Origin of the sequence: Actinomyces sp. MRS3W, from assembly GCF_032465695.1 — a bacterium.
Taxonomy (GTDB): Bacteria; Actinomycetota; Actinomycetes; order Actinomycetales; family Actinomycetaceae; genus Actinomyces.
The window spans coordinates 1-25,746 of record NZ_JAWDJJ010000267.1; the positions used below are offsets into that span (position 1 = coordinate 1).

A 25,746-nucleotide genomic window follows, 5' to 3' on the forward strand; every position below is an offset into this window, starting at 1 on the left:
GTCCCCGACGTCGAGGTGCCCGAGCCGCCGCAGGAGCCGGATGAGTCTGATGAGGCCGAGCCGCCGGACGTCGGGGCGCCCGACGACGAGGCCGACGACGCCGCCCCGCGGGACGTGGATTAGCGGGCAGGGCTGTCACAATTCCTGATAAACGAGGCCGCAGGCGTCGATGGCGTTTCGCGAATCGTTGGAATGAAGCGGTTTTGTTCCGCGGCGTTTGGGCTGACGACGGCGTTTGTGAGGGATTTTGACACACAGGCGGCCGGGTAGCCGGAGATCCGGGCTGGCCGCGCCGCGGCGCCGTCCCGGTAGGATGAGTCCGTCAAACCTCACCACCGACGAAAGGTTTCCGATGTCGATCCGTCGCGTCGCCCTCCTCACCGCAGGAGGCTTCGCCCCCTGCCTGTCCGCCGCCGTCGGCGACCTCATCGAGCGCTACACCGAGGTCGCCCCCGAGGTGGAGATCATCGCCTACCAGTACGGCTACCACGGCCTGCTCACTGGCAACTACGTCGTCATCGACGACGAGGGCCGCAAGAACGCTGGCGTCCTGCGCCAGTACGGTGGCTCCCCGATCGGCAACTCCCGTGTCAAGCTCACCAACGCCAAGAACCTCGTCGAGCGCGGCCTGGTGAAGGAGGGCGTGGACCCGCTCGCCTTCGCCGCGGAGCGCCTGCGCGAGGACGGCGTCGACGTCCTGCACACCATCGGTGGGGATGACACCAACACCACCGCCGCCGACCTGGCCGCCTACCTGCACGAGCACGACTACGACCTCACCGTCGTCGGCCTGCCCAAGACCATCGACAACGACGTCGTCCCGATCCGCCAGTCCCTGGGCGCCTGGACCGCTGCCGAGCAGGGTGCCGGCTTCGCCTTCAACGTCATCGGCGAGCACCGCTCCAACCCGCGCATGCTGGTCATCCACGAGTGCATGGGCCGCAACTGCGGCTATCTCACCGCCGAGACCGCCCGCCGCTACCACGAGCTGCTGGGGGACAAGCAGTGGGCCCCCTCGCTGGGCCTGTCCCAGGAGCGCTGGGACGTGCACGCCGTCTTCCTGCCGGAGATGAAGCTCGACTTCGAGGCCGAGGCCAAACGCCTCAAGACCATCATGGACGAGCAGGGCAACGTTAACATCTTCCTGTCCGAGGGCGCCGGCGTCCCCGAGATCATCGCGGAGATGGAGGCCAAGGGCGAAGAGGTCCAGCGCGACCCCTTCGGCCACGTCAAGCTCGACACCATCAACCCCGGCCAGTGGTTCGCCCGCCAGTTCGCCGACCTCATCGGCGCCGAGAAGGTCATGGTGCAGAAGTCCGGCTACTACTCGCGCGCCGCGGCCGCCAACGAGGAGGACCTCGCCCTCATCAAGCAGATGTGCGACCTCGCCGTCGAATGCGCCCTGCGCGGCGAGCCCGGCGTCATCGGCCAGGACGAGGAGAACGGCGACCAGCTCGGTGCCATCGCCTTCGATCGCATCGCCGGTGGTAAGCCCTTCGACATCACCCAGCAGTGGTTCGTCGATCTCATGGCCGAGCTCGGCCAGGACCTAGCCCCGAGCGAGACCGCTCCGGAGCACTGAGCACCTGCTCCCCAACGGGTGGCCCGTCGTCTGAACCGTGGAGGTTCGGGCGGCGGGCCACCGCGCATGTTGACGGTGAACACGTGCCCTACATCCCACCTTTCGGTGCAGCGGCCGCGGCCGGGCCGTCACCGCTTATGCTGACACTGTGATGAACGAGCTCGAGGTTCCCGGCGCAGCATCCGGGTGGCGCCGACACCGCGCCGCCCAGCAACCCAGCTACCCGGATCCGCAGGCGCTTGCCGACGCCGCGGCGGACCTGCGTACCCGCCCGCCTCTGGTCTTCGCCGGCGAGGTGGACTCGCTGCGCGAAAAAATGGCGCGTGCCTGCGCTGGGCACGCTTTCGTGCTCATGGGCGGGGACTGTGCGGAGTCCTTCCACGACAACACCGCCACCAACATCCGCCTCAAACTGCAGACCATCCTGCAGATGGCTGCAGTGCTCACCTACGGCGCCTCCACCCCGGTGGTCAAGATCGGGCGCATGGCCGGCCAGTACGCCAAGCCACGCAGCTCGGACACCGAGACCCGGGACGGGGTGACCCTGCCCTCCTACCGCGGCGACTCGGTCAATGACCACGCCTTCACCGCCGCGGCCCGCGTGCCCGACCCGCAGCGCATGGTCGACGCCTACCTGCGCGCCGGCACCACCCTCAACCTCATTCGCTCCTTCACCATGGGCGGCTACGCGGACCTACGCGAGGTCCACTCCTGGAACCGCGGTTTCACCGCCAACCCGGCCTACAAGCGCTTCGAGTCCTTCGCTGGGGAGATCGACCGCGCCATGCGTTTCATGGAGGCGGCCGGCGTCGACTTCGACGCCCTACGACAGGTCGACTTCTACGCCGCCCACGAGGCGCTGCTGCTGGAGTACGAGGACGCCATGACCCGGGAGGACTCCCGCACCGGTCGCCTGTACGACACCTCCGCCCACTTCCTGTGGGTGGGGGAGCGCACCCGCGGCGCCGACGACGCCCACGTCGCCCTGCTGGAACGCGTCCACAATCCCGTCGGCGTCAAGATCGGCCCAACCACGACCCGCGACGAGCTCCTCGCCCTCATTGACCACCTCAACCCCGAAGGCGACCCCGGCCGGCTCAGCCTCATCACCCGCATGGGTGCAGGCCGTATCCGCGACGTGCTGCCGAAGCTCATCGAGGTCGTGCGGGAGGACGGTCGTCCCGTCACGTGGATCACCGACCCCATGCACGGCAACACGATCACGTCCGAGAACGGCTACAAGACCCGCCGCTTCGACACCATCATGGATGAGGTCCGCGGCTTCTTCGAGGTACACCGGGCGTTGGGCACGGTGCCCGCCGGCATCCACGTGGAGCTGACCGGCGACGACGTCACCGAGGTTCTGGGCGGCGGCGAGCACATCTCCGAGGCAGGCCTGGCCCAGCGCTACGAGACCCTCGTGGACCCGCGGCTCAACCATCAGCAGTCTCTGGAGATGGCCTTCGAAGTCGCGGAGATGCTCCGCGACTGAGCCGTCCGCGACTCAAACCACGTTGAGCGTCACCTTCGAGCCCTTGCGCACGCTCGTGCCGGCGGCCGGGTCGGTGGAATGCGCGGTGCCGAACAGGCCACCCATGACGCGAGAGACCTCGACCTCCAGGCCGGCGCTCTCCAGCGCCGCGGTGGCCTCCGCCTCACTCATCCCGGAGACGTCGGGCACGTCCACCATCTCCGGTCCCTTGGAGACGGTGACGTCCACCGAATCACCGCGGTAGTAGCCCTCCGCGCCAGAGGCGGGGGAGGAGGAGATGATCAGTCCGGAGGCGACGTCGTCGGAGTAGGCCTCCGACTGGGTGCCGAGGGTGAGCCCGGCCGCCTCCAGCGTGGTGGTCGCATCCTCAACGTTCATACCGGTCACATCCGGGATCGTGGCCGGCTGGCGCCCCAGGGACACGACAATCGCGACCGCTGAGGAGTGGTTGACGCTCTGGCCCGCCTCCGGGTCGGAGGAGATGACCATGCCCGCGGCCACGGAGTCGGAGTAGGTTTTCGTGACCGCGCCAAGTGACAGCCCCGCCTCGGTGATCGCGGCGGTGGCGTCCTCCTCGGTGGCCCCGACGACGTCGGGCACCGTCTTGCGCTCAATCCCCCGGGAGATGACCGGTGTTACCGCCTCACCCACATGCAGGCGAGTGTCGGCGCCGGGCTCGCAGGAGATCACCGCGTCCGCGGGCACGGTGTCGGAGTAGGCGCGGGTCGGGGTACCCCACACCAGTCCGGCGGCCTCTACCTGCACCTGGGCGTCGGCGGCGCTCATCCCGACGATCTGCGGCACCGGGACCGTGCGCCCCGGCCCGGCGGTGAAATACCACGTACTCGCGCCGCCTGCGGCCGCCACCAGGACGGCGGCGATCAGGGCACGACGTCGCGGGCGGCGCGCCGCATGCCGGCTTACCTTCCGGGTGTCCTGCGCGCGGGCGGCACGCATCGCCTCGTTGCGGTCCAGGGCCCGCGTGGTGCCGTCCCGTCTGCCTGCCGCCTCATCCGGTGCAATGGAGCCGATCGGCAGAGAAACCGTGCGCAGCCCGGCGTCCGGTGTCACCGCGTCGGCGGGGGCATCGGCGTCGGAATCGCCATCGGCCTCATCGGTGGACAGCATGGCGCTGCGGGCCGCCTCGGCATTGGCCGCCAGCACTTCCTGGGTGCGTACCGAGCCGGTGGCACCCCCGCGTTTGACGGACAGTTCGGCGTCGCTCAGCCCGGCCACGACCTCACGCAACTGCGACAGCGCCGCGTCCGCGTCACGCAGGCGGCGCTCGGGATCACGGCGCGTCATGTCCGCAACCAGCGCGTCGACCCGCTCCGGCAGGTCGGGCAGCCGCAGCGAAGGGGCGGGCACATCCTCGTGCACATTGCGGAAGGCGATCTGAATGGGGGACTCTGCGGTGAAGGGCTGTTTCCCAGTCAGCAACTCGTAGAGGATGACACCAACGGAGTAGACGTCGGCGCAGGGCGCGGACGCCCCCGACGTAATGAGCTCGGGGGCCAGGTAAGCAACCGTGCCGAGAACATTGCCGGTGGTGGTCTGGGTGACCTCGGTGACGGCGCGAGCGAGCCCGAAGTCGGCGACCTTGGCCACCGACCCGTCAGCGGGCAGGAGCACATTCTCCGGTTTGACATCACGGTGGACCAGGCCAGCGCGGTGGGCGGCGCCGAGCGGTCCCAGTATCTGCGCCGTCAACCCGAGCGCCTCACGCACGGTCAGGGGGCCAGAAGCGATGAGATCTCGCAGATTGGGGCCCTCCACGAGCTCCATGACCAAATAGGCGATGCCGTCCAGGCTGCCCTGGTCGTAGACGGCCACCACTCCCGGATTGGACAGCCGTGCCGCCGCCCGGGCCTCGCGGCGGAACCGGGCCACGAAGTCGGGGGAGTCCGCCAAATGCGGATGCATGAGCTTGAGCGCCACCAAACGGTCCAGGCGGCGATCTCGCGCCCGGTAGATGGTCGCCATACCTCCACGCGCCACCCGGTCGACGATCTCGTAACGAGAGTCGACCAGCCGGCCGATGAGAGGATCCTTGGTCACGGGGCCGAGTGTACGGTGCCGGTGCACCTGGTGGCCGGGTGCCGCGCTGACCATCAGGTCTGGCGGGCTGTCAGCACCGTGGCCAGGTCCGCGAGCAACGCGCGCGCCGACTGGGAAGAGGCGTCTATGGGGCGCGAGGCGGCATGCGGCTCCTCGGGGAGCGCATCCAGGGCGGCCAGGCCGGCTGCGGTGTGGGCCGCGATCTCCTCCTCATGCGCCGCCAAGGCGCCGCAGTCACGAATGACGGCGGCAGCCGCCGCAATATCCTTCTCGCCACTCGCCTGGCCGCTCAGCACCCGCGTGAGCAGTGCACGGCCCGCATCGTTGCAGCGCTGCCAGGTCAGGGCTACCAGCACCGTGCGCTTGCCCTCTCGCAGATCGTCACCGGCTGGTTTCCCGGTCACCTGTGGGTCGCCGAAGACACCCAGGACGTCGTCGCGCAGCTGAAAGGCGACTCCGATCTCCTCACCGAAGACTTCCAGGGCCGTCAGCAGTGCGGAGCCCGGCTGCGCCCCCGCCAACAGCGCCCCAATGAGCAGCGGATACATGACCGAGTAGCGCGCCGACTTGTGCCGCACCACCTCCAGCGCAGCAATGCGCATGGCGGTGCCCGCATCCACCGGCGACTGAGACGGGGAGGGCAGCGCCAGCACCTCCTGGTGCACGTCGAGGAACTGGCCGACCGCGACCTCCGCTGTCATGGCGTCGAAGGCCTCCCGGGCAGCGGCCGCCGCGGCCCGGTCACATCGGCTCGCCGCGGCGCCCATCTGTGCGGAGGCGGCCGACATGAGCAGGTCCCCGAGCAAGATCGCCGCATTGACGCCGAAGCTGTCCGCCGCACCCTGCCACCCGGCCTGGCGGTGCCGGGCCGCGTAGCGGCGGTGCGCGGCCGGCCGACCGCGGCGGGTGTCGGCGGCGTCGATGATGTCGTCATGCACAAGCGCACTGGCCTGGTACAGCTCCAGAGCGGCGCCCAGCCGGGCCGCGATCGGCCCGCCGAGGACCTCGGCGCGGGCAGACGACTGACCGGGCAGCGCCAGACCCACTGCGCCCAGCACGGCGCGCATGCGCTTGCCCCCGGTCAGCAGGGCGTCGGCGGCGTCGAGAAGTTCATCGCTTGCGGGGGCTGAAGCGTGCCAGTGTTCGCGCAACTGCGCGACTACTCGCTCCAGCCGGGCATCGACGACGCCGCGTACCAGCGGCAGCAGCACGTCAACGTCGGTGGTTACGTTGGTCATGGGGCCAGGCTAATATCCGGTCGGGTATCCGGCGGCCGGCCCGGGCACCTACCGCGCGCGGGAATAGACACGCTGTCTGAATCGTTGTTCTATCCGCTGGCGGTGGCCGGGGGCGATAGGTTTTCGCGTAGAATCCCCTACGGCTCTGTGCGCCTCTTCCAGCCGAACCGTCTGTCCCGCGAAAGGAAATCCGTGGCTACTTCCACAGCTACTCCTACTCCCACCAGCGTGCGGGAGCGTGTCGAATTCGCTGACGACGTCGACGAACCCCTCGAGGAGAACGACGCTGCTCTCGAAGCCGACATGAGTGACGAGGAGGCGGACGTCGCTGACGAGACCGACTCCGAGGAGGCCGACGAGCAGGAGACGGACGCCCCCGCCCCCGAGCTGCGCGACTACTACCTCGACATCTCCCTGGAGGAGAACGGCGACGGCACCAAGCGTCACCCCTTCAACACTCCTGCCGCGCTTAAGGGCGTGCGGCTCGCCCCCGGCGCCACTCTGTTCGTGCGCAGCCGCACCGTGGTGGAGGGACTGGAGATCTCCGGCGATGGCACCCTGGAGGATCCCATCACGCTGGCCCCCTACGGGCACGGCCCCGTGCCCCGCTTCATCATCCCTGGCGAGGAAGAGCCGGTGGTGGCGCGCGAGTTCCTCACCCACAACGGCTACATCTTCCGCGGCTGGATCATCAAGGGCATCAAGATGAACCCGTCCATCGCCGCTCTCACCGGCGAGCTGGACCGTATCCGCCGTGAGGAGGCGGAGAAGGCCGCGGGCAAGAAGTCCAAGAAATCCAAGGGAGAGAAGGACAAGGACGGCTCCTTCACCGTCTCCGACTCCGATGAGGCCGACGAGCCCGCCCAGAAGGTGGTGACCGCCGGCGCCACCGCCGACCCGGTCAAGGACTACCTCAAGCAGATCGGCAAAGTCGCCCTCCTCAACGCCGCCCAGGAGGTCGAGCTCGCCAAGCGCATCGAGGCGGGCCTGTACGCCGAGCACCTGCTGGCCACCGAGGGCAACGACCTCGAGGCCAAGTACCGCCGCGAGCTGCACTGGGTGGCTCAGGACGGCCAGCGCGCCAAGAACCACCTGTTGGAGGCCAACCTGCGCCTGGTCGTGTCCTTGGCCAAGCGCTACACCGGCCGCGGCATGCTCTTCCTCGACCTCATCCAGGAAGGCAACCTGGGTCTCATCCGTGCGGTGGAGAAGTTCGACTACACCAAGGGCTACAAGTTCTCCACCTACGCCACCTGGTGGATCCGCCAGGCCATCACCCGCGCCATGGCGGACCAGGCCCGCACCATCCGCATCCCGGTGCACATGGTCGAGGTCATCAACAAGCTCGCCCGCGTCCAGCGGCAGATGCTGCAGGACCTGGGGCGCGAGCCCACCCCGGAGGAGCTCGCCGTCGAGCTGGACATGACGCCCGAGAAGGTCGTCGAGGTGCAGAAGTACGGCCGCGAGCCGATCTCCCTGCACACCCCGCTCGGCGAGGACGGCGACAGCGAGTTCGGTGACCTCATTGAGGACTCCGAGGCGGTGGTCCCCGCCGACGCCGTCAGCTTCACCCTCCTGCAGGAGCAGCTGCACGCCGTGCTGGACACGCTCTCCGAGCGCGAGGCCGGCGTGGTCTCCATGCGCTTCGGCCTGACCGACGGCCAGCCCAAGACGCTGGATGAGATCGGCAAGGTCTACGGGGTGACCCGCGAGCGGATCCGGCAGATCGAGTCCAAGACCATGAGCAAGCTGCGTCACCCCAGCCGCTCCCAGGTGCTGCGCGACTACCTGGACGACTGAGGCGCACGGCTCGCGGCCGGGCCGACGACGGGCACGCCCACCCTTGTGGGTGCGGGTGACGGGGTTCCCGCACAGGACCTGACCGCGAGCCCGCCGTGCTCACGACGCCGAGCGCTCCGGTCCGCGCCGCGCCCCCGCGAGCACTCCGACGAGCCCGAGGAGGAGCAGCCCGCAGCACGGCACCGTCACTTCCCACAGGAAGTCCGTTGTGAGGCCGGGGACTCTGGCGATGATCCAGACGCCGCGCAACGTCCCCAGGCCCCAGACGCCGGTCACCAGCGAGAGCACGGCGACGACGCGCCGGCACGCCTCGCGCGCGGGCGGTGAGCTGATGGCCAGCTGGACGATCGGCAGTGCGAACCACGCCGTGAGCGCCACCACACACGCCACCGTGATCTCCCCGAGGGGAGAGGCGCTCATGGAGCGCAGCGCGGCCCCCATGGCGAGTACAACGAGGATGAACCATCCCAGGAGGATCGCGAGCACGAACCACGCCGTGCGCGCCGCGAGACGACCGTCGTCGTGCGTCCACCGCGGGGGGTCGTGGAACCAGCCGATCTGGTCAACGCGGATCAGTACTCGTGCCATGATTGGACCCACTTGGTGCAGCACTTCTGCGTGCCGACGAAGCAGTAGATCGCGAGGCACGAGCCGGCGACGTAGCTGTTGAAGAACGCGAACGCGCAGGCCCCGGCGCTACAACCGTTCTTGAGGAGGTTCTTCAGACACGTCATGTTGTAGTTGGAACAGGTCTGGGAGTAGTACCCAGCAGGTTCAGCCATTGTGGGGAGAGCCGAATCGGCGAGAAGATCCTCTCCCTCACTGGCGCCAGGTTCTGGGAGCGCAGTGAGTGACACCGCTGCTGGCCGTTCGTCAGCCTGTGCTGAGACAGTAGTGAGGAGTGCTTCTTCACCGTTGATGACGAGGTGCACAGTATTAGTGACCTGGTCGGCCTCAGCCTTCGTGTAACCGTAGGTGTACATCACCTCCCCGCTTCGTCCAGATTCGGCCAGAAGATCGGTAGCGAGGCCGGCGGCCTCCTCGAGACCGCTGCGGGTCAACGGGGTAGCGGTCGTCTGCTGGCATGTGGTGTCGTCGTCCGAGGCGGTTTCGGCTCGAGCTGGGACCGACGTGCCGTACGCGCATAGGCAGGCAATCACGACCGACATGAGAAGTGTGCGGAGACGGAGACGATAGGGAGAGTGATCAGGGCGGGTTGTGAACAACATGGGTTGATGTCCTTCATTGATGAGATGGACATCACAAGGGTAGGAGGTGTGTCCAGCCTCGGTCAAGAGTTGACGAGGTCTTCCTCGTATCTATCGGTGTCGGGTTCCGTCATGCGCGGCGTCGCGTCCCAGCGCTGGTCCCCGGGCCGCGGCGGTGCTAGCCTGCAAGGCACGACACGGGGTGCCGCAAGGCTGAGAACACACCCGTTGAACCTGTTCAGATCATGCTGACGAAGGGATGTCGCATGCCGCAGTATGCGCCGAACATCGCCATGTCACTGTCCTCAACTCCCGCGGCGGTGCTGGAAGAACTCCGCTCGATCACGCCGTTGGTCTCGTGCATCACCAACGCGGTGGTCACCAACTTCACCGCCAATGTGCTGCTGGCAACGGGCGCCGCACCCGCCATGGTCGACGTGACCGGCGAGGCCGGCCCTTTCGCCGCGCTCGCCTCCGCCCTGCTCATTAACCTGGGCACGCCCCAGCCCGAGCAGCGTGCCGCCGCCGTGGAGGCGGCCGCGGCCGCACGGGATGCCAAGGTCCCCTGGGTACTGGACCCGGTCGCCGTCGGCTACCTGGTGCACCGCACCGCGCTCGCCCGGCAGCTGCTCGCCGCACGGCCCACCGTCATCCGCGGCAACGCCTCGGAGATCATCGCTCTGGCCGGCACCGGCGCCGGTGGGCGCGGCGTGGAAACCGCCGACGCCGTGGAGGCGGCCTTGGGCGCGGCCCTCACCCTGTCCGAGCGCACCGTCGCCGTCGTCGCCGTCTCGGGGCCAACGGATGCGATCGTTGACGGCGCGCGCTTGGCTCGCGTTGGTGGCGGGTCCGCCCTGCTCACCCGCATCACCGGCGGCGGCTGCGCGCTGGGAGCCCTCGTGGCTGCATTCGTTGCCGCCGGGCGCCCCCTGGACGCCGACCCCTTCACCGCCACCGTCGCCTGCCACGCCGTCTACAGCGCCGCGGCTGAAGTGGCCGCCGCCTGCGCCGCCGGGCCCGGTTCCTTCCAACCCGCCTTCCTCGACGCCCTCTACACCCTGGACGCCGACGACGTGGACAGGATCCCGCTGTCATGAGGCCCGCCCCCGATCTCACGCTCTACCTGGTCACCGACGCCGCCCAGTGCCGCTCCCGCGGCCGCAGCCTCACCGATACGGTGACGGCCGCCGTCGCCGGCGGAGCCACCTGCGTCCAGGTGCGCGCCAAGGGCGCAGACGGCGCCGACTTCCTCAACCAGGTGCGCCAGGTGGCCTGTGCCGTCGGTGAGCGCGTGCCCGTCATCGTCAACGACCGCGTCGACGTTTACCTCGCTGCCCGGCGCCTCGGGGTGCCCGTGGCGGGGGTGCATGTTGGTCAGAACGACCTGCCCGCGGCGGTGGTACGCGATCTGATCGGCGATGATGCCTATCTGGGGCTGTCGGCCGCGACGCCGCAAGAACTGGCCACAGCACAGCAGGAGGCCGCCTGCGACCACGTCGGCATCGGCGTGGTGCGGGCCACCGCCACCAAGACCGACGCCCCCAACGGCCTGGGTGTCAGCGGCATCGCCCGCCTGGCAGCCGGTACCACGCTGCCGTGCGTGGCCATCGGCGGCATCACCGCCGCCGACCTTCCGGCGCTGCGTGAGGGGGGACTGGCCGGGGCGGCCGTGGTCTCCGCGATCTGCCTGGCGGAAGACCCGCGCGCCGCCGCCGTGCAGTTGCGGGCGGCCTGGGAGGCCGGGCAGTGAGCACCCCGATTCCCAAGGTACTGACCGTCGCCGGCTCGGACCCCAGCGGCGGCGCCGGCGTTCAGGCGGATATCAAGACCATGAGCGCGCTCGGCGCCTACGCCACGAGTGTCGTGACCGCCCTGACCGCCCAGTCCACGCGCGGGGTGGCCGGAGTGCACGCCGTCCCGGTGGACTTCGTGCGACTCCAACTGGACACCCTGCTGGCGGATATCGTCCCGGACGCCACCAAGATCGGCATGCTCGCCACCGCCGAGCTGGCCGACACGGTGGGGGAGTACCTGCCGGATCTGGCGTACACGGTGCTCGACCCGGTCATGGTGGCCACCTCCGGGGACCGCCTGCTCGACGCCGATGCCATGGACGCAGTCAGACGCCTGTGCCGCCGGGCGGATCTCATCACCCCGAACCTGTCCGAGGCGGCCGCCCTGCTGGGCCGGCCGGTGGCGCGCAGCGTGGCGGAGATGCGTCACCAGGCCGAACTACTCATCCAGGACGGCACCTGCCGGGTGCTGCTCAAGGGCGGGCACCTGACCGGAGTCGCCACCGATGTATACGCCGACGCCGACGGCATCCTCCTGCTGCCCGGACGACGCGTGCACACCCGCAACACGCACGGCACGGGGTGCACGCTCTCATCCGCTATTGCGGCGCTGCGACCTCAGCGGGACAGCTGGCAGGCCACGGTACGGGACGCCAAGAAATACCTCACGGGGGCTCTGGCACATGCCGATGCGCTTGGCGTCGGCCACGGACACGGCCCCGTGCACCACTACTACGAGCTGTGGGCCGGCGACCCTACTCGGCGTCCGCCCGGGTCAAACGGTCGGACTCGTCCTGAATGAACAGCGCCTGCTGCTCCAGCGCCTCCCGGTGGGAACGGCCGTGGTGGGCGCAGAACAGCAGCTCGCCGGAGGCGAGCACGACGCGGAGATAGGCCTGCGCACCGCACAGGTCACAGCGGTCGGCAGTGGTGAGCGGACGTGTGTCGGTCGTCGTCGAGACGGGCGCCTGCTCGGGCGCTGCGGCCGTCTCGGTCAGCGAGGGGGACGTGGGAGTTGTCGTGCTCATGACTCAATCCCACCACTGTGGGAGGCGACCGCCAACGCCGTCGGGCCGGTTTCCGCCCCGGGCGCGCCGCCTGCGCCCACGGCGAACGTTAAGCACGCTCGGTCTGTGAGCTATGCCACAGCTTCGTTAGGATATTTTGCGGTTGTGTTATGATGTGTATGCTATACGTAACACAAATGAGTTCTTGTCCCTGACGAGGAGATGATCATTGTGAGGCGACGTTCGCTGATGAGGGCGGGCTTTGGATCTGCCTTGGTGGCGACTTTTGGTGCTCTGGTGCCTGAAGCTGCGGCATTGACGTCCCCTTCGCGTAAGCGGGTCAGTAATAACTGGTGGGAGGTAGATTTTTCCTCCGACCAGTTGGTGGACGCTTCGTCGGAGTTGACGACAGAGGTAGTGGGTACCCTGACTGGTCTGGATGTCAGCTCTTTCGCTGCGGCGCGCGGAAAGTTAGATGATGGCAGGAGCGTCCGCAGGGTCGGAGCTGAAGCTTCAGGGCAATATGTGCTGGTACTTCAACTGCTTTCCGTCAATGATGACACCGTGCTGGACTCTCGTGTGATGAGGTGGGAGGACAGTGCTGACGGGAAGTATCTCGAGCTTCGCGGCGTTGGTATTTCTGCTGCGTCGTTATCCTCGGTTGACTCTGGTGTTGATAGTGGTTCAGACCTGGTGTCGCCTGCGGCCCTGTGCCCGCCTCTTACTCGTCCGCAATCCGTGTGTACGAAGGTCGGGAAGGGTTTCTTTGAGTGTTGCGCTCCCTGTGTGTTTGCCGGAGATGCTGCTCCTGTGTGTGGGTTGGTATGGTGCAGCTACTGTCTCTGGAGTCACTGTCTGAATCGCCAAATCGCTTGTGTCAATCCTCTGTGAGATCCGGGGTGAGGTGATCGGGATGACTGTGGTCGCATACTTTTTGGGTGCTGCGCGACTTCTCGTCGGTTTGTTGCTGGTGGTGAGCGCTTACGCGAAGCTCTGCCAGGACTACGGTCAAGGTGTGAGTGATGTTCTCGGATATCGGCTGGTTGGTCGTCGTGGTGCCGACTTGATAGCGTTTTTGTTGCCGGTGGTGGAGATGGTGATCGGAGCCGCTTTGTTGCTGGGACTTCTGATGCCCGTTTCAGAGTTGTTGGCGGCGGCATTCTTCCTCATCCTGGCGGGGGTCGCTGTGAGTGCACTGGCGAGAGGGCTGGTGACGGACTGTGGATGCTGGGGATCCCTCGCCCGCAGGCGAGTTGGTCCCACCATAGTGATCCGGAACCTTGTCATGTCTGTGCTGCTGCTCGCCGACGTGTTCCTTATCGAGCGGCAGCGCCTAATTCTGGTAGAGTCGTTGCGTTCGCCCGCTTATGCGGGAATGGCCATAGTCATTGCGTTGCTTTTGATAGGGCGTTGGTCCCGGCGTCACGGGAGTAGCTACGTGACGTTCAGCAAGGATCATGCCTAGCTCGTCGACGATATCGCGCAACCGCCCATAGTTTCTGGAGATGTTGACGTATCCTGTTCAAGGTGCCTTTCGCTCGCTGGAGGATGTCCTGGATGGTGTGTGCCAAGTTTTCGTGGTATCGGCCATCTGTTCGCTGCGGCATGAGCGGGAATCGCGTAACCCTCTTAGGGGCTCGGTCCATCTAATGCCGGTAAGGAGCGGTCGTGATCGCGATTGTGCTCGGCCTGGTGCGCATCGGGGTCGGCCTGCTGCTGCTCGCCGGCGCGCGCGGCAAGATGTCGCGGGAGTTCGGTGCCGGAGTCGGCGATGTGCTCGGCTACCAGATTGTGGAACGCCGACACGCGGAGTTGATCGCCTTCATCGTGCCCATCGCGGAGCTGGCCCTGGGCGGTTACCTCATGCTGGGGGCCACCACTGCGGAGATGAACGTGGCCGAGGCCGTGGTGGTCCTGTGGCTGGGCTGCCTCACCCTGGCTGCCGCGAGCGTCGTGGAGCGCGGGATCGAGACCGACTGTGGCTGGCGCGGCTGGCACGTGCGCAAGCAGGTGGATTTAGCGCTCGCCGCCGGGCTTGGCCTGGCCTGTTTGCTGCTCATCGCCGACCTGCACCTGGGTGAGCGCAGGCGCCTGCTGCTCATGGACAAGTCCCAGATCCTCCAGTACGCCGTCATGGTGGTAGGGCTGCAGACGATCGTGCGCTGGAACCAGTGGCGCAAATACCGGCGCGGCTGAGCCGGGGCGAGTCGGGCGAAGACCACACCCCCGCTGCGGCGCGGGTTTGCGGTCCTGGACCCGCTATCGGCTAGATTTCAAACGTGCCAGATTCTTCCCAGTCCTACTCCGCCCGCCACCTCTCCGTCCTGGAGGGGCTCGAGGCCGTGCGCAAACGCCCTGGCATGTACATCGGTTCCACCGACCAGCGGGGCCTCATGCACTGCGTCTGGGAGATTATCGACAACGGGGTGGATGAGGCCCTGGAGGGATTCGGGGACCGCATTGCCGTGACCATTCACGCCGACGGCTCCATCGAGGTACGGGACACCGGGCGGGGCGTGCCCGTGGATATCGAACCCTCCTCCGGCCTGACCGGGGTGGAGCTCGTCTACACCAAGCTGCACGCGGGCGGGAAGTTCGGCGGCGGCTCCTATGGCTCCGCCGGCGGCCTGCACGGGGTCGGCGCCAGCGTCGTCAACGCCCTCAGCGCCCGCATGGACGTCGAAGTGGACCGCGGTGGCAAAACCTACGCCATGAGCTTCCGCCGGGGCGTGCCCGGCGTCTTCACCGACCCGCCCAGCGGCCCCAGCCTGGCCGCGCCCTTCAAGGAGTACACCGAGGCCTCCGAGCTGCGCGTCGTCGGCAAGGTGCGGCGCGGCGTGACCGGCACCCGCGTGCGCTACTGGGCCGACCCGGAAATCTTCCCGCGGCCGGCCGAATACGACATTGCCGCTCTGCGCGCCCGGCTGCGCCAGACCAGCTTCCTCGTGCCCGGCCTCACCCTCACCCTCACCGACGAGCGCGACCCGCAGGAGGCCGCCGCGGCAGCCGGCGGCGGGACGGCCGCGGACCTGGTCCTGAGTGCCAAGACCGCGCACGCCGTCGAGCCGGCCGATGACCTATTCGCCTCCGGCACCGGCGAGGATGGCACAGAGACCTTCCACGCCGACGGCGGCACGCGCGACTTCGTGGACTTCCTCGCCACCGACGGCTCGGTGACGGACACCTTCCACCTCACCGGTGAGGGCACCTACACCGAAACCGTGCAGCAGCTCGATAAGCGCACCGGCCACTTGCGCCCCACCGAGGTCGAGCGCACCTGCACCGTGGACGTGGCCCTGCGCTGGGGCATTGGCTACGACACCAGCGAGCGCTCCTTCGTCAATATCATCGCCACCCCCATGGGCGGCACACACCTGACCGGCTTCGAGCAGGCTGTCACCAAGGTGCTGCGCAAGCAGATCGACTCCAACTCCCGCGCCCTGAAGGTCACCAGCCGTGACGGACGCATCGAGAAGGACGACATCCTGGCCGGGCTCACCGCCGTCGTCACCGTACGCGTGCCCGAGCCGCAGTTCGAAGGACAAACCAAGGAGGTGTTGGGCACCGCGCCGGTGCGGCAGATCGTCGCGCGGGTGGTGGAGAAGGAACTGACCGCTCTGCTCACCTCCTCCAAACGCGACCTCAAGACCCAGTCGCGCGCCCTGCAGGAGAAGATTGTCGGGGAGATGCGCGCCCGCGTGTCCGCCCGCATGCACAAGGAGATCACCCGCCGCAAGACGGCGCTGGAGACCTCCACCCTGCCCGCCAAGCTCGCCGACTGCCGCAGCGACGACGTCGCCTCCTCGGAGCTGTTCATCGTGGAGGGCGACTCGGCCCTCGGCACCGCCAAGAACGCACGCAACAGTGAATTCCAGGCACTGCTGCCCATCCGCGGCAAGATCCTCAACGTCCAGAAGGCCTCCCAGGCGGATATGCTTCGCAACGCCGAATGCTCCGCCATCATCCAGGTGGTCGGCGCCGGCTCGGGGCGCACCTTCGACCTGGACGCCGCCCGCTACGGCAAGGTCATTCTCATGACCGACGCCGACGTCGACGGCGCCCACATCCGCACTCTGCTGCTCACCCTCTTCTTCCGCTACATGCGTCCCATGATCGAGGCCGGGCGCGTGTTCGCCGCCGTCCCCCCGCTGCACCGCATTGAGGTCTCCGCCCACGGTCGGCGCAAGAAGGAAGTCATCTACACCTACTCCGACGAGGAACTCGTGCGCACCCTGCGCCGCCTGGAGAAGCAGGGGCGTTCCTTCAAGGAGCCGCAGCGCTACAAGGGCCTGGGAGAGATGGACGCCCACCAGCTGGCCGAAACCACCATGGAGCCCGAGCACCGCACCCTACGGCGCATTACGCTCGGGGACGAGGCCGAACTGGCCGAGGCGGAGAACGTGTTCGAGCTGCTCATGGGGTCCAGCGTCGAGCCGCGGCGCGACTTCATTATCGAGGGCGCCGCCGAGATTGATCGCGAACGCATCGACGCCTGAGCTCCGGTAGCCTGTTCGTCATCTACTTCCTGATCACCCGGGCCCGGTCCCGTCGAAGGAGACGCATATGACACCCGTATACGGCTCAGCGCGCCGCAGCGGCGCGGGCGGCCCCTGGGCCATGTTCCGCCCCGGTCCCCGCTCCGCACTGCCGCGCCTGTTGACCTGGACGCCGCTGGGCCCACGCGACAACGCCGAACTCGCCGAGCTCATCGCCCGCTCGGAGGCCTTCGACAACCCCCCGTACCGCACCACCGCCCAGGAGACGTCGGAGTACTTCGTCGATCCCACCTACTCGGGCGTCGCCGGGCGGGACGACACGGGGGTCATGCGGGCCTTCGGGTTGGTGCGACTGCGTCCCGCCGGGGAGATCTACGCCTCCATGACCGGGACGGTTGACCCCGCGTGGCGCAAGCGCGGTATCGGTGTGGCCCTGCTGCACTGGCAGGCCGAACGGGCGCGGCACCTCATCGGTGCCGAGCGCGCCGGCGCCCCGCCCGGCTCGGCGGCGGCAACGGCACCGGCGCATATCGTCACCACCGTCCTGGAGGACGACGAGCGCATGAAGGATCATCTGGCCGAGCTGCGCTTCGAACCGCGCCGCTGGTACCGGGAGGTGCGCCGTCCCCTGTCCCAGGAGATCCCCGACGTGGATCTAGATGGCTTCCTCAGTGTGGAGCCGTGGTCCGAGGAGCTCGATGAGGCCGTGCGCCGGGCCCACAACCAGGCCTTCGCCGACGCCGGCTCCGGTTTCATGACTCCGGAGGAGTGGCGGGCCGGGCGCGCCTTCTTCGCCCCCCAGTGGAGCTTCGTGGTGCTCGACCGCTCGGGTGACCGCGCCCGCGTTGCCGGGTATGCGCTCTCCAGCCGCTACGAGCAGGACTGGGAGGCCCTCGGCTGGTGCGAGGGCTACACCGACGTCATTGGAGTACTTGCCGATTACCGGTCCCGCGACGTGGGGCCCGCGCTGCTGAGCGCCGTCATGCGGGCCTATGCCGCGGACGGTATGGAGTATGCGGCGGCCGGCTTCGAATCAGACGACCCCAGCGGTGCCATCGACCTGTTCCGGGACCTGGGCTACACCGCCACCCGCGGCACCATCCTCTACGGCCTGGACGTGTGAGCCGGCGCGGTGTGCGCAGACGACCGGCGGCCATCCGGTTGAGACGGCACCGATACGGCCTCGCTGCGGTTTCGGCACGTCATTAGTGCCGGTTTGGGTACGTCATTAGTGCCGGTTTCGGCGTGTTATTAGTGCCGGTTTCGGTGAAGGGGAGGGGTGGGGCCGGCGGTGGCGCGCAGAACTGACCAGTGCATCGGTTAACGTCTTCTCGTTTCGTGCGTTAATCGGTTGACTTGTGTGGTGGCCCGGTGCACACTAGTGACGCGGGCGACGTAGCCCAGCTCACTTCGCATGTGGACAGGAGGATCGATGACGACTCTCGCCGAGGTCGCCGAGGCGGCCCGCGTCTCCACTGCCACCGCATCCCTGGTCCTGTCCGGCAAGTCGGACGGCCGGGTCTCGGCCCCGACGGCCGCGCGTGTGCGGGAGTCGGCGTCCCGGCTCGGTTACGTGCGCGATGCACTCGCCGGGGGATTGCGCAATCGCAAGACCCGCACCATCGGAGTCCTGGCCGAGCGCGTCTTGTCCACGCCCTACGCCGTGGACATGATCGATGCCATCCTCACCGCCAGCCACGAGTTGGGTTGGTCCGTGCTGCTCACGGACTCCGGCGGTGACTCTGAGCAGACTCAGGCGGCAGTACGGGAGCTTCAGTCGCGGCGCGTCGACGTCATCGTGTATGCCGCCATGTACCACCAGCAAGTCCACGTGGCGCCGGAGCTGGCGTCCGTCGCCGTGCTCAACGGCTTCGCGGACCGGGACGACGTCGTCGGCGCGGTTCCAGACGAGGTGACGGCGGCCCGTGAAGCCGTCACTCACCTGTTGTCCTTAGGGCACCGCAGGATCGGCCATATCACTCACAGCGATGAATCGACCGTCGCCGTCGGGCTGCGGATTCGGGGCTACCGCGATGCACTGGCGGCAGCAGGGGTGACTCATGACGAGGCGCTGCTGATCCGGGGCGGTAATGATCCCCGCGGCGCCGATGAGTCCGCGCGTCGCATGCTTGACCGCGAGGATCCTCCCACGGCCGTCTTCTGCTACAACGACGGCATGGCCGCCGGTGTCTATCGGCAGGCGGCCGCACTGGGCCTATCCATCCCCGAGGATCTGTCTGTCATTGGTTTTGATGACCTCAAGCTCATCTCCACCAACCTGGCGCCGCAGCTGACCACGATGCGTCTGCCCCACTACGACATGGCCGATTGGCTCACCCGCGCCCTCATCGAAGACAAGCTGCCGGCGCCGCCGCGCACGGTCAGCTTCCGCTGCGATCTCATCGAACGGGCCTCCACCGCACCACCGCGGCATGCCCCGACAACGCGCTCTGCGCACCCCCACACTTCCGGGCCATCCGGTCCGGAACAGTAACTCCCCAAGCTACTCAGGACCACAAAGGAGTGCCCATCATGTTCCCCAGCCGCCGCACCTTCCTCGGCCTCGGCGCCACTGCCGCCGCTGCCGCGACACTCGCCGCCTGCTCTTCCCAGCAGGGCAGTTCCGGCTCCGGTTCCGCTTCCTCCGGCAGCATCACGCTGTGGACCCACAACGGCGGCAACCCGGAAGAGCTCGCCGTCGTTAAGAAGGCGGTTGACGCCTTCAACGAGGCCAACCCCGATACCCCGGTTGATCTGAAGGACTTCCCCCAGGCTTCCTACAACGACTCCATCGCCGCGGCCGCCGTCGCCGGCGACCTGCCCGACATCCTCGACCTCGACGGTCCGATCATGCCCAACTGGGCGTGGGCGGGATACCTCGCTCCGCTCCAGATCTCCTCCGAATTGGAGAACAACATCATCGATTCGGCCAAGGGCTACTGGAACGACACCCTGTACTCGGTCGGCCCCTACGACACCTCCCTGTGCTTCCTCGGACGCAAGTCCGCCTTCGAAGCTGCCGGCATTCCCGTCCCCACGATTGAGCAGCCCTGGACCAAGGACGAGTTCGACGATGCCCTGGCCAAGCTGGCCGAGCTGCCCGATTACGACTACGCCATCGACTTCTCCGTGGCGGACACCGCCGAGTGGTGGCCCTACGCCTACGCCCCCATGCTGCAGTCCTTCGGCGGCGACCTCATCGACCGAGAGACTTTTGAGACCGCCGAGGGCTTCCTCAACGGCCCGGAGGCCGTCGCCTGGGGCGAGTGGTTCCGCTCCTGCTTCGAGAAGGGCTACGCCTCCGAGACGCCGGCCACCGATGGGCAGGACTTCCTCCAGGGCAAGGTGCCGCTCTACTACGCGGGTGGATGGAAGGTGCTCCAGTCGCAGGAGACCTTCGGCGAGGACGAGGTCCTCATCCTCCCGCCGGTCGACTTCGGCCACGGCGCCAAGGTGGGTGGCGGCTCCTGGCAGTGGGGCGTGTCCGCCACCAGCTCCAACCCCACGGCCGCGAACGCCTTCATTGAGTTCCTCATGCAGGACGAATACCTTGTGGAGTACTCCAACGCCATCGGTAACTTCCCGTCGGTTGCCTCCGCCACTCCGGACACCGACTACTACGGCGAGGGCGGCGCCCTGGAGCCCGTCTACGAGATCGGCACCGCCTACGCTCTGCTGCGTCCGGCGACCCCCGGCTACAAGGTCATCTCTTCGATCTTCGACAAGGCCGCCCGCGACATCGTCTCCGGTGCCGATGTCCAGTCCACTCTCGATCAGGCCGTCAAGGACATCGACGCGGACATCACCTCCAACAACGGCTACCAGGCCAGCTGATCGCCTGGAGCCATCCTCAATGACCGGTGGGGGCGCTTTGGCGCCCCCACCGGGAAGGGAACATATATGTCTGCCGCACGCACAACAGCCCCGACCAAGCGCGTAGGCCGCTCCGCCGCGCTGCGCAAGGAGGCACGGACGGCGTGGCTCATGTCCTCGCCCGCCCTGCTGCTTCTCCTGCTCTTCATGGGCATTCCCATCATCCTCACCTTTGTGCTGTCCCTGACGAATGCCCGTCTCATCTCTCCCAATCCGCCCAGCTTCATCGGCCTGAACAACTTCATCCGCGCCTTCAGCGCCGACCCGACCTTCATCCGTTCGCTCACCAATACCGCGTTCTTCGCGCTCATCGTGGTGCCCTGCCAGTCGGCGCTGGCCTTGGCCCTGGCGATCCTGGTCAACCAGAAGGTCAAGGGCGTCACCGCCTTCCGCACCATGATCTTCATGCCGGTGGTGACCTCCATGGTGGTGGTCTCCATCCTGTGGAGCTTCTTCTACGAGGACGACGGCCTGTTCAACTCCATGCTCAACACCATCACCGGTGGCGGCTGGACGGCGATCGCCTGGCTCAACAACCCCGGCACCGCTATGCCCGCGATCATCGTGCTGTCCATCTGGCAGGCCGTCGGGCTGCACATGATCATCTGGCTGTCCGGACTGCAGGGCATCGACCCGGCTTTGTACGAGGCCGCCGCACTCGACGGTGTCAACGGCTGGCAGCGCTTCCGTTACGTCACCTGGCCGGGACTGCACTCCACCATGGTCTTCATCCTGGTGACCATCACCATCGCCGCCCTGGGACTGTTCGTCCAGGTCGACGTCATGACCTCCGGCGGCCCCCAGGACGCCACCTCCACACTCGTCTACCACGCCGTGCGCAAGGGCTACCGCGAACAGGACATGGGCTACGGAAGCGCGATCTCGCTCATCTTCTTCATCGCCGTCCTCATCATCAGCCTGATCCAGCGCCGCCTCACTCGGGAGGAAGACTGACATGACCGCCGCAACCGCAACCGATCACCCCAGCGCTACCGTCGCCGTCGAGAAGGGGCACGGCCGCGCCGCGGGCAAGCGCCGCTCCAAGATCCTGACCTATATCGGGCTGACCATCGCGTCGATCGTCGCCGTCTTCCCGCTGCTGTTCATGATCTTCTCCTCGCTCAAGCCCGACGCTCAGATCTTCGCCGACCTCGGCGGCATCCAGGCCTTCCTGCCGGTGGGCGACCTGAGCCTGGACAACTACGCGGGCGTATTCGACCGTGTCCCCGCAGGACGCTTCATCCTCAACTCCGTCATTGTCACCGTGGCCATCGTGGCTCTGGGGCTCATCGTCAACTCCATGATCGGCTTCGCCATCTCCCGTATGCGCTGGAAGGGCAAGAACATCGTCCTGTCGCTCGTGCTGGCCACCCTTATGGTGCCCTTTGAGACCATCGCCGTGCCGCTGGTCTTCTGGGTGGCGAAACTGCCCTCGATCCAATGGGCCGTGGACGGATTCCTGCTCAAGCAGGGCATGCTCAACACCTACCAGGTGCAGATCCTCCCCTACGTGGCCAACGCTTTGGCGATCTTCCTGTTCGCCCAGCACTTCGGCGACATCCCCAAGGAGATCGACGAGGCCGCCCGCGTTGATGGCGCCAGCTGGTGGACCATCTACCGCAAGATCATCGTGCCGCTGTCCGGCCCGACCTTCGCCACCGTCGCCATCATCACCATGCTGCCCGCCTGGAACTCCTACCTGTGGCCGCTCATGGTGGTGCAGCAGGAGTCCATGCGACCAGTGAGCGTGGGCATGCAGTACTTCTTCCAGCTCAACCCGGTGTGGGGGCAGATCATGGCCTACGGAACCCTCATCACCTTGCCCGTGCTCATCATCTTCGTCATCTTCCAGCGGTCCTTCGTGCAGTCGCTCGCGGGCACCGCGGTCAAGGGGTGAGCGATGGCGCTGACACTTGCCGATCACTGGCTGTGGGATCACTGGATCGCCGACGACGGGGAGCGATACCACCTGTTCTTCCTGCGCGCCTCCCGCGCCCTCCACGACCCCGACCGGCGGCACTGGCGCGCCGCCCTGGGGCACGCCGTCTCCGACGACGCCCGCACCTGGCGGCTGCTGCCCGACGCGCTGGTACATTCCGACGGCCCGGCCTTTGACGACCAGGCGATCTGGACCGGCTCCACCATCCGCAAACCCGACGGCGGCTTGCGCGTGTTCTACACCGGAATCTCCCGGACGGAAGGCGGCATGGTGCAGCGGATCGGCTGGGCGGACAGTGCCGACGGCGTCACCTTCGAACGCTCCTGCGCACAGCCGCTGGAGGCTGACGGCCGCTGGTACGAGAAGTGGAATCCGTCCTACCCGTGGGATGAGCCCTGGCGGGACCCCTTCGTGTTCCAGCATGAAGGACGCTGGCACATGCTCATCACCGCGCGAGCCAGGGGAGTGGACCGCAAGCACGCCGGCGTCATCGGCCATGCCGTCTCCGACGACCTCGACCGCTGGGAGGTACTCCCCCCACTGACTGCGCCCAGCGGCTTCGGCCAGCTCGAGGTGAGCCAGTCCCGCCGCGTTGATGGCCGCCACCTGCTGGTCTTCTCCTGCGGGCAGGACATGCAGGCCGAGCCCTGCCCGGGCGGCGTGTGGATTGCCGAGGGGGAGGGGCCACTCGGCCCCTGGGATGTGGAATCCGCCCGTTATGTGCGCCCCGAGCACCTCTACGCCGGGCAGTTGCTCCCGCTGCGCAACGGCGAGTGGGTGCTGACCGGATTCAACGACGTCGTCGACGGTGCCTTCGTCGGCTCCGCGCCTGACCCGTTGCCGTGGGACGAGGTGGAGTTGATATCCCGTACCGGGGCGTAACTCCAGGCGGAAGCGTCAACGTGCTCCATCGCACGTGCCGACACCGTGCCCGAAACTTGCCACGCAGGAATTTGGGAACGATGATGTTCGTTAAACTTTGGTGCATGGCGGCGGGCACGCCCAATCGGCTCGCCGCCCGCACCGTACAGGCGCGGAGAGGAGTTAACCATGAGCCAGGCCGACGACGACTCTACCCGTTCCCGAGTCCTCGACCTCATCGTGGAGAAGGGCCCCGTGTCCGCCGCGCAGCTGGCCAAGGTTCTCGATCTCACGCCCGCCGCAGTACGCCGCCACATCACGTCACTTGAGCAGACCGGCGAAATCCAGATCCATACCCCGTCCACGAGCGGCAAACGCCGGCGGGGGCGGCCCGCGCGCTTCTACGTTGCCACCGCCGACGCCCGCACTACCTTCGGTGAGGCCTACTCCGACCTGGCCAACCGCGCGCTGTCCTACCTGTCCCAAGTAGCCGGTGACGAGGCTATTGACTCTTTCGCCGCCTCCCGCGGCCGCGACCTGGAGCGCCGCTACATGCCCATCGTCGAGGCCGCCGGCAAAGACCCAGCCGACCGGGCCCGCGCGCTGGCAGATGCGCTGACCCTGGACGGATACGCCGCCACGGTGCGCGACGTCGGTGACGGCACGTATGCTGTCCAGCTGTGCCAGGGCCACTGCCCGGTGCGCGACGTCGCCGGGCATTTCCACGAGCTTTGCGAGGCTGAGACCCGCACCTTTGCCCGTCTCCTCGGTGTACCGGTACAGCGACTGGCGACCCTCGCCGGCGGCGAGCACGTGTGCACCACCCACGTACCCATTGCCATGCCCACGCTGCGCAAACGCGCAGTCCGAGCAGCGGCAGACAAGCGGAGCCAACGGCCCCAGCGAACGGAAGGAACCCGATGACAGCACCCGTGACCGAGACTGCGCGCAGCAGCGATGACGAGATCATCGAGTCGATCTCTGAGACCTACGAGTACGGCTGGCACGATTCCGACGCGGCTGGACTCAGCGCCAAGAGGGGCCTTGACGAGCAGGTCGTGCGCGAGATCTCCGCACTCAAGGGTGAACCCGAGTGGATGTTGCACAAGCGCCTCAAGGCTTATGAGATCTTTGAGCGCAAGCCCATGCCCACCTGGGGAGTTGACCTGTCCGACTTCGACATGGACCAGGTCAAGTACTTCGTCCGTTCCACCGACCGGCCGGCCTCCTCCTGGGAGGACCTGCCGGAGGACATCCGCAACACCTATGACCGGCTCGGTATCCCCCAGGCAGAGCGCGATCGGCTGGTGGCCGGCGTCGCCGCCCAGTACGAGTCCGAGGTGGTCTACGAGCAGATCCGTGAGGACCTTCAGGAGCAGGGCGTCATCTTCCTCGACACCGACTCCGCGCTCAAGCAGTACCCGGACCTGTTCCGGGAGTACTTCGGCTCGGTCGTTCCCGCCGGCGACAACAAGTTCGCTGCTCTCAACACGGCGGTGTGGTCGGGCGGTTCCTTCATCTACGTGCCGCCGGGCGTGCATGTGGAGATCCCCCTGCAGGCCTATTTCCGCATCAACACCGAGAACATGGGCCAGTTCGAGCGCACGCTCATCATTGCAGACGAGGGCTCTTACGTGCACTACGTCGAGGGCTGCACCGCCCCCATCTACTCCACCGACTCTCTGCACTCGGCGATCGTTGAGATCATTGTCAAGAAGAACGCTCGCGTGCGCTACACGACCATCCAGAACTGGTCGAACAACGTCTACAACCTCGTCACCCAGCGCGCCACCTGTGAGGAGGGCGCCACCATGGAATGGGTGGACGGCAACATCGGCTCCAAGCGGAACATGAAGTACCCGGCGGTCTTTCTCATGGGACCGCACGCCCGTGGTGAGGCCCTGTCGATCGCCTTCGCCGGTGCCGGACAGCACCAGGACACCGGCGCCAAGATGATCCACATGGCGCCCCACACCTCCAGCCACATCGTCTCCAAGTCGATCTCTCGCGGCGGCGGGCGCTCCGGCTACCGCGGCCTGGTGCAGGTGCGGAAGAACGCCCGGCACTCCAAGTCCAACGTCCTGTGCGACGCCCTCCTGGTCGATGAGATCTCCCGCTCCGACACCTACCCCTACGTGGACGTGCGCACCGACGACGTCGAAATGGGGCACGAGGCCACGGTCTCCAAGGTGAGTGCCGACCAGCTCTTCTACCTCATGCAGCGCGGACTGACCGAGACCGAAGCCATGGCCACGATTGTGCGCGGCTTCGTCGAGCCCATCGCCCGCGAACTGCCCATGGAATACGCCCTCGAGCTCAACCGCCTCATCGAGCTGCAAATGGAGAACTCCGTCGGTTGACGCGGCCGCCGACGCCGCGCTCGCACCCCCTTACTCACC

General features: G+C 67.3%; 22 protein-coding genes and 1 riboswitch. Of the genes, 17 read left to right on the top strand and 5 right to left on the bottom strand.

Features of this window, described 5'->3' with window-relative positions:
• Positions 1-352: 352 nt before the first annotated feature.
• Complete coding sequence (locus RWX45_RS10190; RefSeq protein ID WP_316023610.1) at positions 353-1,582, top strand: pyrophosphate--fructose-6-phosphate 1-phosphotransferase; 1,230 nt, start codon at positions 353-355, stop codon at positions 1,580-1,582.
• A gap of 151 nt (positions 1,583-1,733) precedes the next feature.
• Positions 1,734-3,074 carry a class II 3-deoxy-7-phosphoheptulonate synthase gene (locus RWX45_RS10195; protein ID WP_316023645.1) on the top strand — a complete coding sequence of 447 codons (1,341 nt, stop codon included), beginning with the start codon at positions 1,734-1,736 and terminating at the stop codon, positions 3,072-3,074.
• A 12-nt stretch (positions 3,075-3,086) separates the two neighbouring features.
• Here RWX45_RS10195 and pknB read toward each other — a convergent pair whose 3' ends face one another.
• Together pknB and RWX45_RS10205 are read right to left on the bottom strand one after the other, a co-directional pair.
• Positions 3,087-5,132: a Stk1 family PASTA domain-containing Ser/Thr kinase gene (pknB, locus tag RWX45_RS10200; RefSeq protein WP_316023611.1), complete on the bottom strand. Its 2,046-nt coding sequence runs from the start codon at positions 5,130-5,132 to the stop codon at positions 3,087-3,089.
• A 53-nt stretch (positions 5,133-5,185) separates the two neighbouring features.
• Positions 5,186-6,370, bottom strand: a complete 1,185-nt coding sequence (locus tag RWX45_RS10205; RefSeq protein WP_316023612.1) for a polyprenyl synthetase family protein — start codon at positions 6,368-6,370, stop codon at positions 5,186-5,188.
• A gap of 192 nt (positions 6,371-6,562) precedes the next feature.
• On the opposite strand from RWX45_RS10205, the gene RWX45_RS10210 reads away from it, so the two are divergent.
• Positions 6,563-8,170 carry an RNA polymerase sigma factor gene (locus tag RWX45_RS10210; RefSeq protein WP_316023613.1) on the top strand — a complete coding sequence of 536 codons (1,608 nt, stop codon included), beginning with the start codon at positions 6,563-6,565 and terminating at the stop codon, positions 8,168-8,170.
• A 99-nt stretch (positions 8,171-8,269) separates the two neighbouring features.
• Here the strand turns inward: RWX45_RS10210 and RWX45_RS10215 are convergent, their stop codons facing one another.
• On the bottom strand, positions 8,270-8,758 hold the full coding sequence (locus RWX45_RS10215; protein ID WP_316023614.1) for a hypothetical protein: 489 nt from the start codon (positions 8,756-8,758) through the stop codon (positions 8,270-8,272).
• Positions 8,743-9,339, bottom strand: coding sequence for a hypothetical protein (locus RWX45_RS10220; RefSeq protein WP_316023615.1), 597 nt, complete (start codon positions 9,337-9,339; stop codon positions 8,743-8,745). The genes RWX45_RS10215 and RWX45_RS10220 overlap by 16 nt, the downstream gene beginning before the upstream one ends.
• 227 nt (positions 9,340-9,566) lie before the next feature.
• Positions 9,567-9,655, top strand: a riboswitch (TPP riboswitch).
• On the opposite strand from RWX45_RS10220, the gene thiM reads away from it, so the two are divergent.
• The 3 genes from thiM to thiD all read left to right on the top strand — a co-directional run bounded on the left by thiM (position 9,645) and on the right by thiD (position 11,973).
• Positions 9,645-10,475, top strand: coding sequence for a hydroxyethylthiazole kinase (gene thiM / locus RWX45_RS10225; RefSeq protein WP_316023616.1), 831 nt, complete (start codon positions 9,645-9,647; stop codon positions 10,473-10,475). It overlaps the preceding riboswitch by 11 nt.
• Positions 10,472-11,128, top strand: coding sequence for a thiamine phosphate synthase (gene thiE / locus RWX45_RS10230; RefSeq protein WP_316023617.1), 657 nt, complete (start codon positions 10,472-10,474; stop codon positions 11,126-11,128). The genes thiM and thiE overlap by 4 nt, the downstream gene beginning before the upstream one ends.
• Positions 11,125-11,973 carry a bifunctional hydroxymethylpyrimidine kinase/phosphomethylpyrimidine kinase gene (gene thiD / locus RWX45_RS10235; RefSeq protein ID WP_316023618.1) on the top strand — a complete coding sequence of 283 codons (849 nt, stop codon included), beginning with the start codon at positions 11,125-11,127 and terminating at the stop codon, positions 11,971-11,973. The genes thiE and thiD overlap by 4 nt, the downstream gene beginning before the upstream one ends.
• On the opposite strand, the gene RWX45_RS10240 is transcribed toward thiD, so the two are convergent.
• Entirely contained in the window at positions 11,927-12,199 is a 273-nt protein-coding gene (locus RWX45_RS10240; RefSeq protein ID WP_316023619.1) for a hypothetical protein, read from the bottom strand. The two genes, thiD and RWX45_RS10240, sit on opposite strands and share 47 nt — an antisense overlap.
• 892 nt (positions 12,200-13,091) lie before the next feature.
• Between RWX45_RS10240 and RWX45_RS10245 the strand changes: the two genes are divergently transcribed.
• From RWX45_RS10245 to sufB, 11 genes are all read left to right on the top strand, one after another.
• Positions 13,092-13,643, top strand: a complete 552-nt coding sequence (locus RWX45_RS10245) for a MauE/DoxX family redox-associated membrane protein (protein ID WP_316023620.1) — start codon at positions 13,092-13,094, stop codon at positions 13,641-13,643.
• 203 nt (positions 13,644-13,846) lie between these two features.
• Complete coding sequence (locus tag RWX45_RS10250; RefSeq protein ID WP_316023621.1) at positions 13,847-14,374, top strand: MauE/DoxX family redox-associated membrane protein; 528 nt, start codon at positions 13,847-13,849, stop codon at positions 14,372-14,374.
• Positions 14,375-14,457: 83 nt separating this feature from the next.
• The gene (locus RWX45_RS10255; protein ID WP_316023622.1) at positions 14,458-16,674 is read left to right on the top strand and encodes a DNA topoisomerase IV subunit B; all 2,217 of its coding nucleotides are present in this window, start codon (positions 14,458-14,460) and stop codon (positions 16,672-16,674) included.
• A 67-nt stretch (positions 16,675-16,741) separates the two neighbouring features.
• Positions 16,742-17,797 (top strand): GNAT family N-acetyltransferase, encoded by a 1,056-nt coding sequence (locus RWX45_RS10260; protein ID WP_316023623.1) that lies wholly within the window; start codon positions 16,742-16,744, stop codon positions 17,795-17,797.
• Positions 17,798-18,106: 309 nt separating this feature from the next.
• The gene (locus tag RWX45_RS10265; RefSeq protein WP_316023624.1) at positions 18,107-19,168 is read left to right on the top strand and encodes a LacI family DNA-binding transcriptional regulator; all 1,062 of its coding nucleotides are present in this window, start codon (positions 18,107-18,109) and stop codon (positions 19,166-19,168) included.
• 38 nt (positions 19,169-19,206) lie between these two features.
• Positions 19,207-20,508: a sugar ABC transporter substrate-binding protein gene (locus tag RWX45_RS10270; protein ID WP_316023625.1), complete on the top strand. Its 1,302-nt coding sequence runs from the start codon at positions 19,207-19,209 to the stop codon at positions 20,506-20,508.
• A gap of 66 nt (positions 20,509-20,574) precedes the next feature.
• On the top strand, positions 20,575-21,501 hold the full coding sequence (locus tag RWX45_RS10275) for a sugar ABC transporter permease (protein ID WP_316023626.1): 927 nt from the start codon (positions 20,575-20,577) through the stop codon (positions 21,499-21,501).
• Position 21,502: 1 nt separating this feature from the next.
• The gene (locus tag RWX45_RS10280) at positions 21,503-22,444 is read left to right on the top strand and encodes a carbohydrate ABC transporter permease (protein WP_316023627.1); all 942 of its coding nucleotides are present in this window, start codon (positions 21,503-21,505) and stop codon (positions 22,442-22,444) included.
• A gap of 3 nt (positions 22,445-22,447) precedes the next feature.
• Positions 22,448-23,368 (top strand): glycosyl hydrolase family 32, encoded by a 921-nt coding sequence (locus RWX45_RS10285; RefSeq protein WP_316023628.1) that lies wholly within the window; start codon positions 22,448-22,450, stop codon positions 23,366-23,368.
• 168 nt (positions 23,369-23,536) lie between these two features.
• Positions 23,537-24,271, top strand: a complete 735-nt coding sequence (locus RWX45_RS10290; RefSeq protein ID WP_316023629.1) for a helix-turn-helix transcriptional regulator — start codon at positions 23,537-23,539, stop codon at positions 24,269-24,271.
• Positions 24,268-25,707, top strand: coding sequence for a Fe-S cluster assembly protein SufB (gene sufB / locus RWX45_RS10295; RefSeq protein ID WP_316023630.1), 1,440 nt, complete (start codon positions 24,268-24,270; stop codon positions 25,705-25,707). Before RWX45_RS10290 ends, sufB begins: the two co-directional genes overlap by 4 nt.
• Positions 25,708-25,746: the final 39 nt, after the last annotated feature.

Bases quoted from the DNA above. Each gene is read 5' to 3' on its own strand.
- RWX45_RS10190 (WP_316023610.1), top strand. From the start codon at position 353: ATGTCGATCCGTCGCGTCGCCCTCCTCACCGCAGGAGGCTTCGCCCCC.
- RWX45_RS10195 (WP_316023645.1), top strand. From the start codon at position 1,734: ATGAACGAGCTCGAGGTTCCCGGCGCAGCATCCGGGTGGCGCCGACAC.
- RWX45_RS10205 (WP_316023612.1), bottom strand. From the start codon at position 6,370: ATGACCAACGTAACCACCGACGTTGACGTGCTGCTGCCGCTGGTACGC.
- RWX45_RS10215 (WP_316023614.1), bottom strand. From the start codon at position 8,758: ATGGCACGAGTACTGATCCGCGTTGACCAGATCGGCTGGTTCCACGAC.
- RWX45_RS10220 (WP_316023615.1), bottom strand. From the start codon at position 9,339: ATGTCGGTCGTGATTGCCTGCCTATGCGCGTACGGCACGTCGGTCCCA.
- thiM (WP_316023616.1), top strand. From the start codon at position 9,645: ATGCCGCAGTATGCGCCGAACATCGCCATGTCACTGTCCTCAACTCCC.
- thiE (WP_316023617.1), top strand. From the start codon at position 10,472: ATGAGGCCCGCCCCCGATCTCACGCTCTACCTGGTCACCGACGCCGCC.
- RWX45_RS10240 (WP_316023619.1), bottom strand. From the start codon at position 12,199: ATGAGCACGACAACTCCCACGTCCCCCTCGCTGACCGAGACGGCCGCA.
- RWX45_RS10245 (WP_316023620.1), top strand. From the start codon at position 13,092: ATGACTGTGGTCGCATACTTTTTGGGTGCTGCGCGACTTCTCGTCGGT.
- RWX45_RS10260 (WP_316023623.1), top strand. From the start codon at position 16,742: ATGACACCCGTATACGGCTCAGCGCGCCGCAGCGGCGCGGGCGGCCCC.
- RWX45_RS10265 (WP_316023624.1), top strand. From the start codon at position 18,107: ATGACGACTCTCGCCGAGGTCGCCGAGGCGGCCCGCGTCTCCACTGCC.
- RWX45_RS10270 (WP_316023625.1), top strand. From the start codon at position 19,207: ATGTTCCCCAGCCGCCGCACCTTCCTCGGCCTCGGCGCCACTGCCGCC.
- RWX45_RS10275 (WP_316023626.1), top strand. From the start codon at position 20,575: ATGTCTGCCGCACGCACAACAGCCCCGACCAAGCGCGTAGGCCGCTCC.
- RWX45_RS10280 (WP_316023627.1), top strand. From the start codon at position 21,503: ATGACCGCCGCAACCGCAACCGATCACCCCAGCGCTACCGTCGCCGTC.
- RWX45_RS10285 (WP_316023628.1), top strand. From the start codon at position 22,448: ATGGCGCTGACACTTGCCGATCACTGGCTGTGGGATCACTGGATCGCC.
- RWX45_RS10290 (WP_316023629.1), top strand. From the start codon at position 23,537: ATGAGCCAGGCCGACGACGACTCTACCCGTTCCCGAGTCCTCGACCTC.
- sufB (WP_316023630.1), top strand. From the start codon at position 24,268: ATGACAGCACCCGTGACCGAGACTGCGCGCAGCAGCGATGACGAGATC.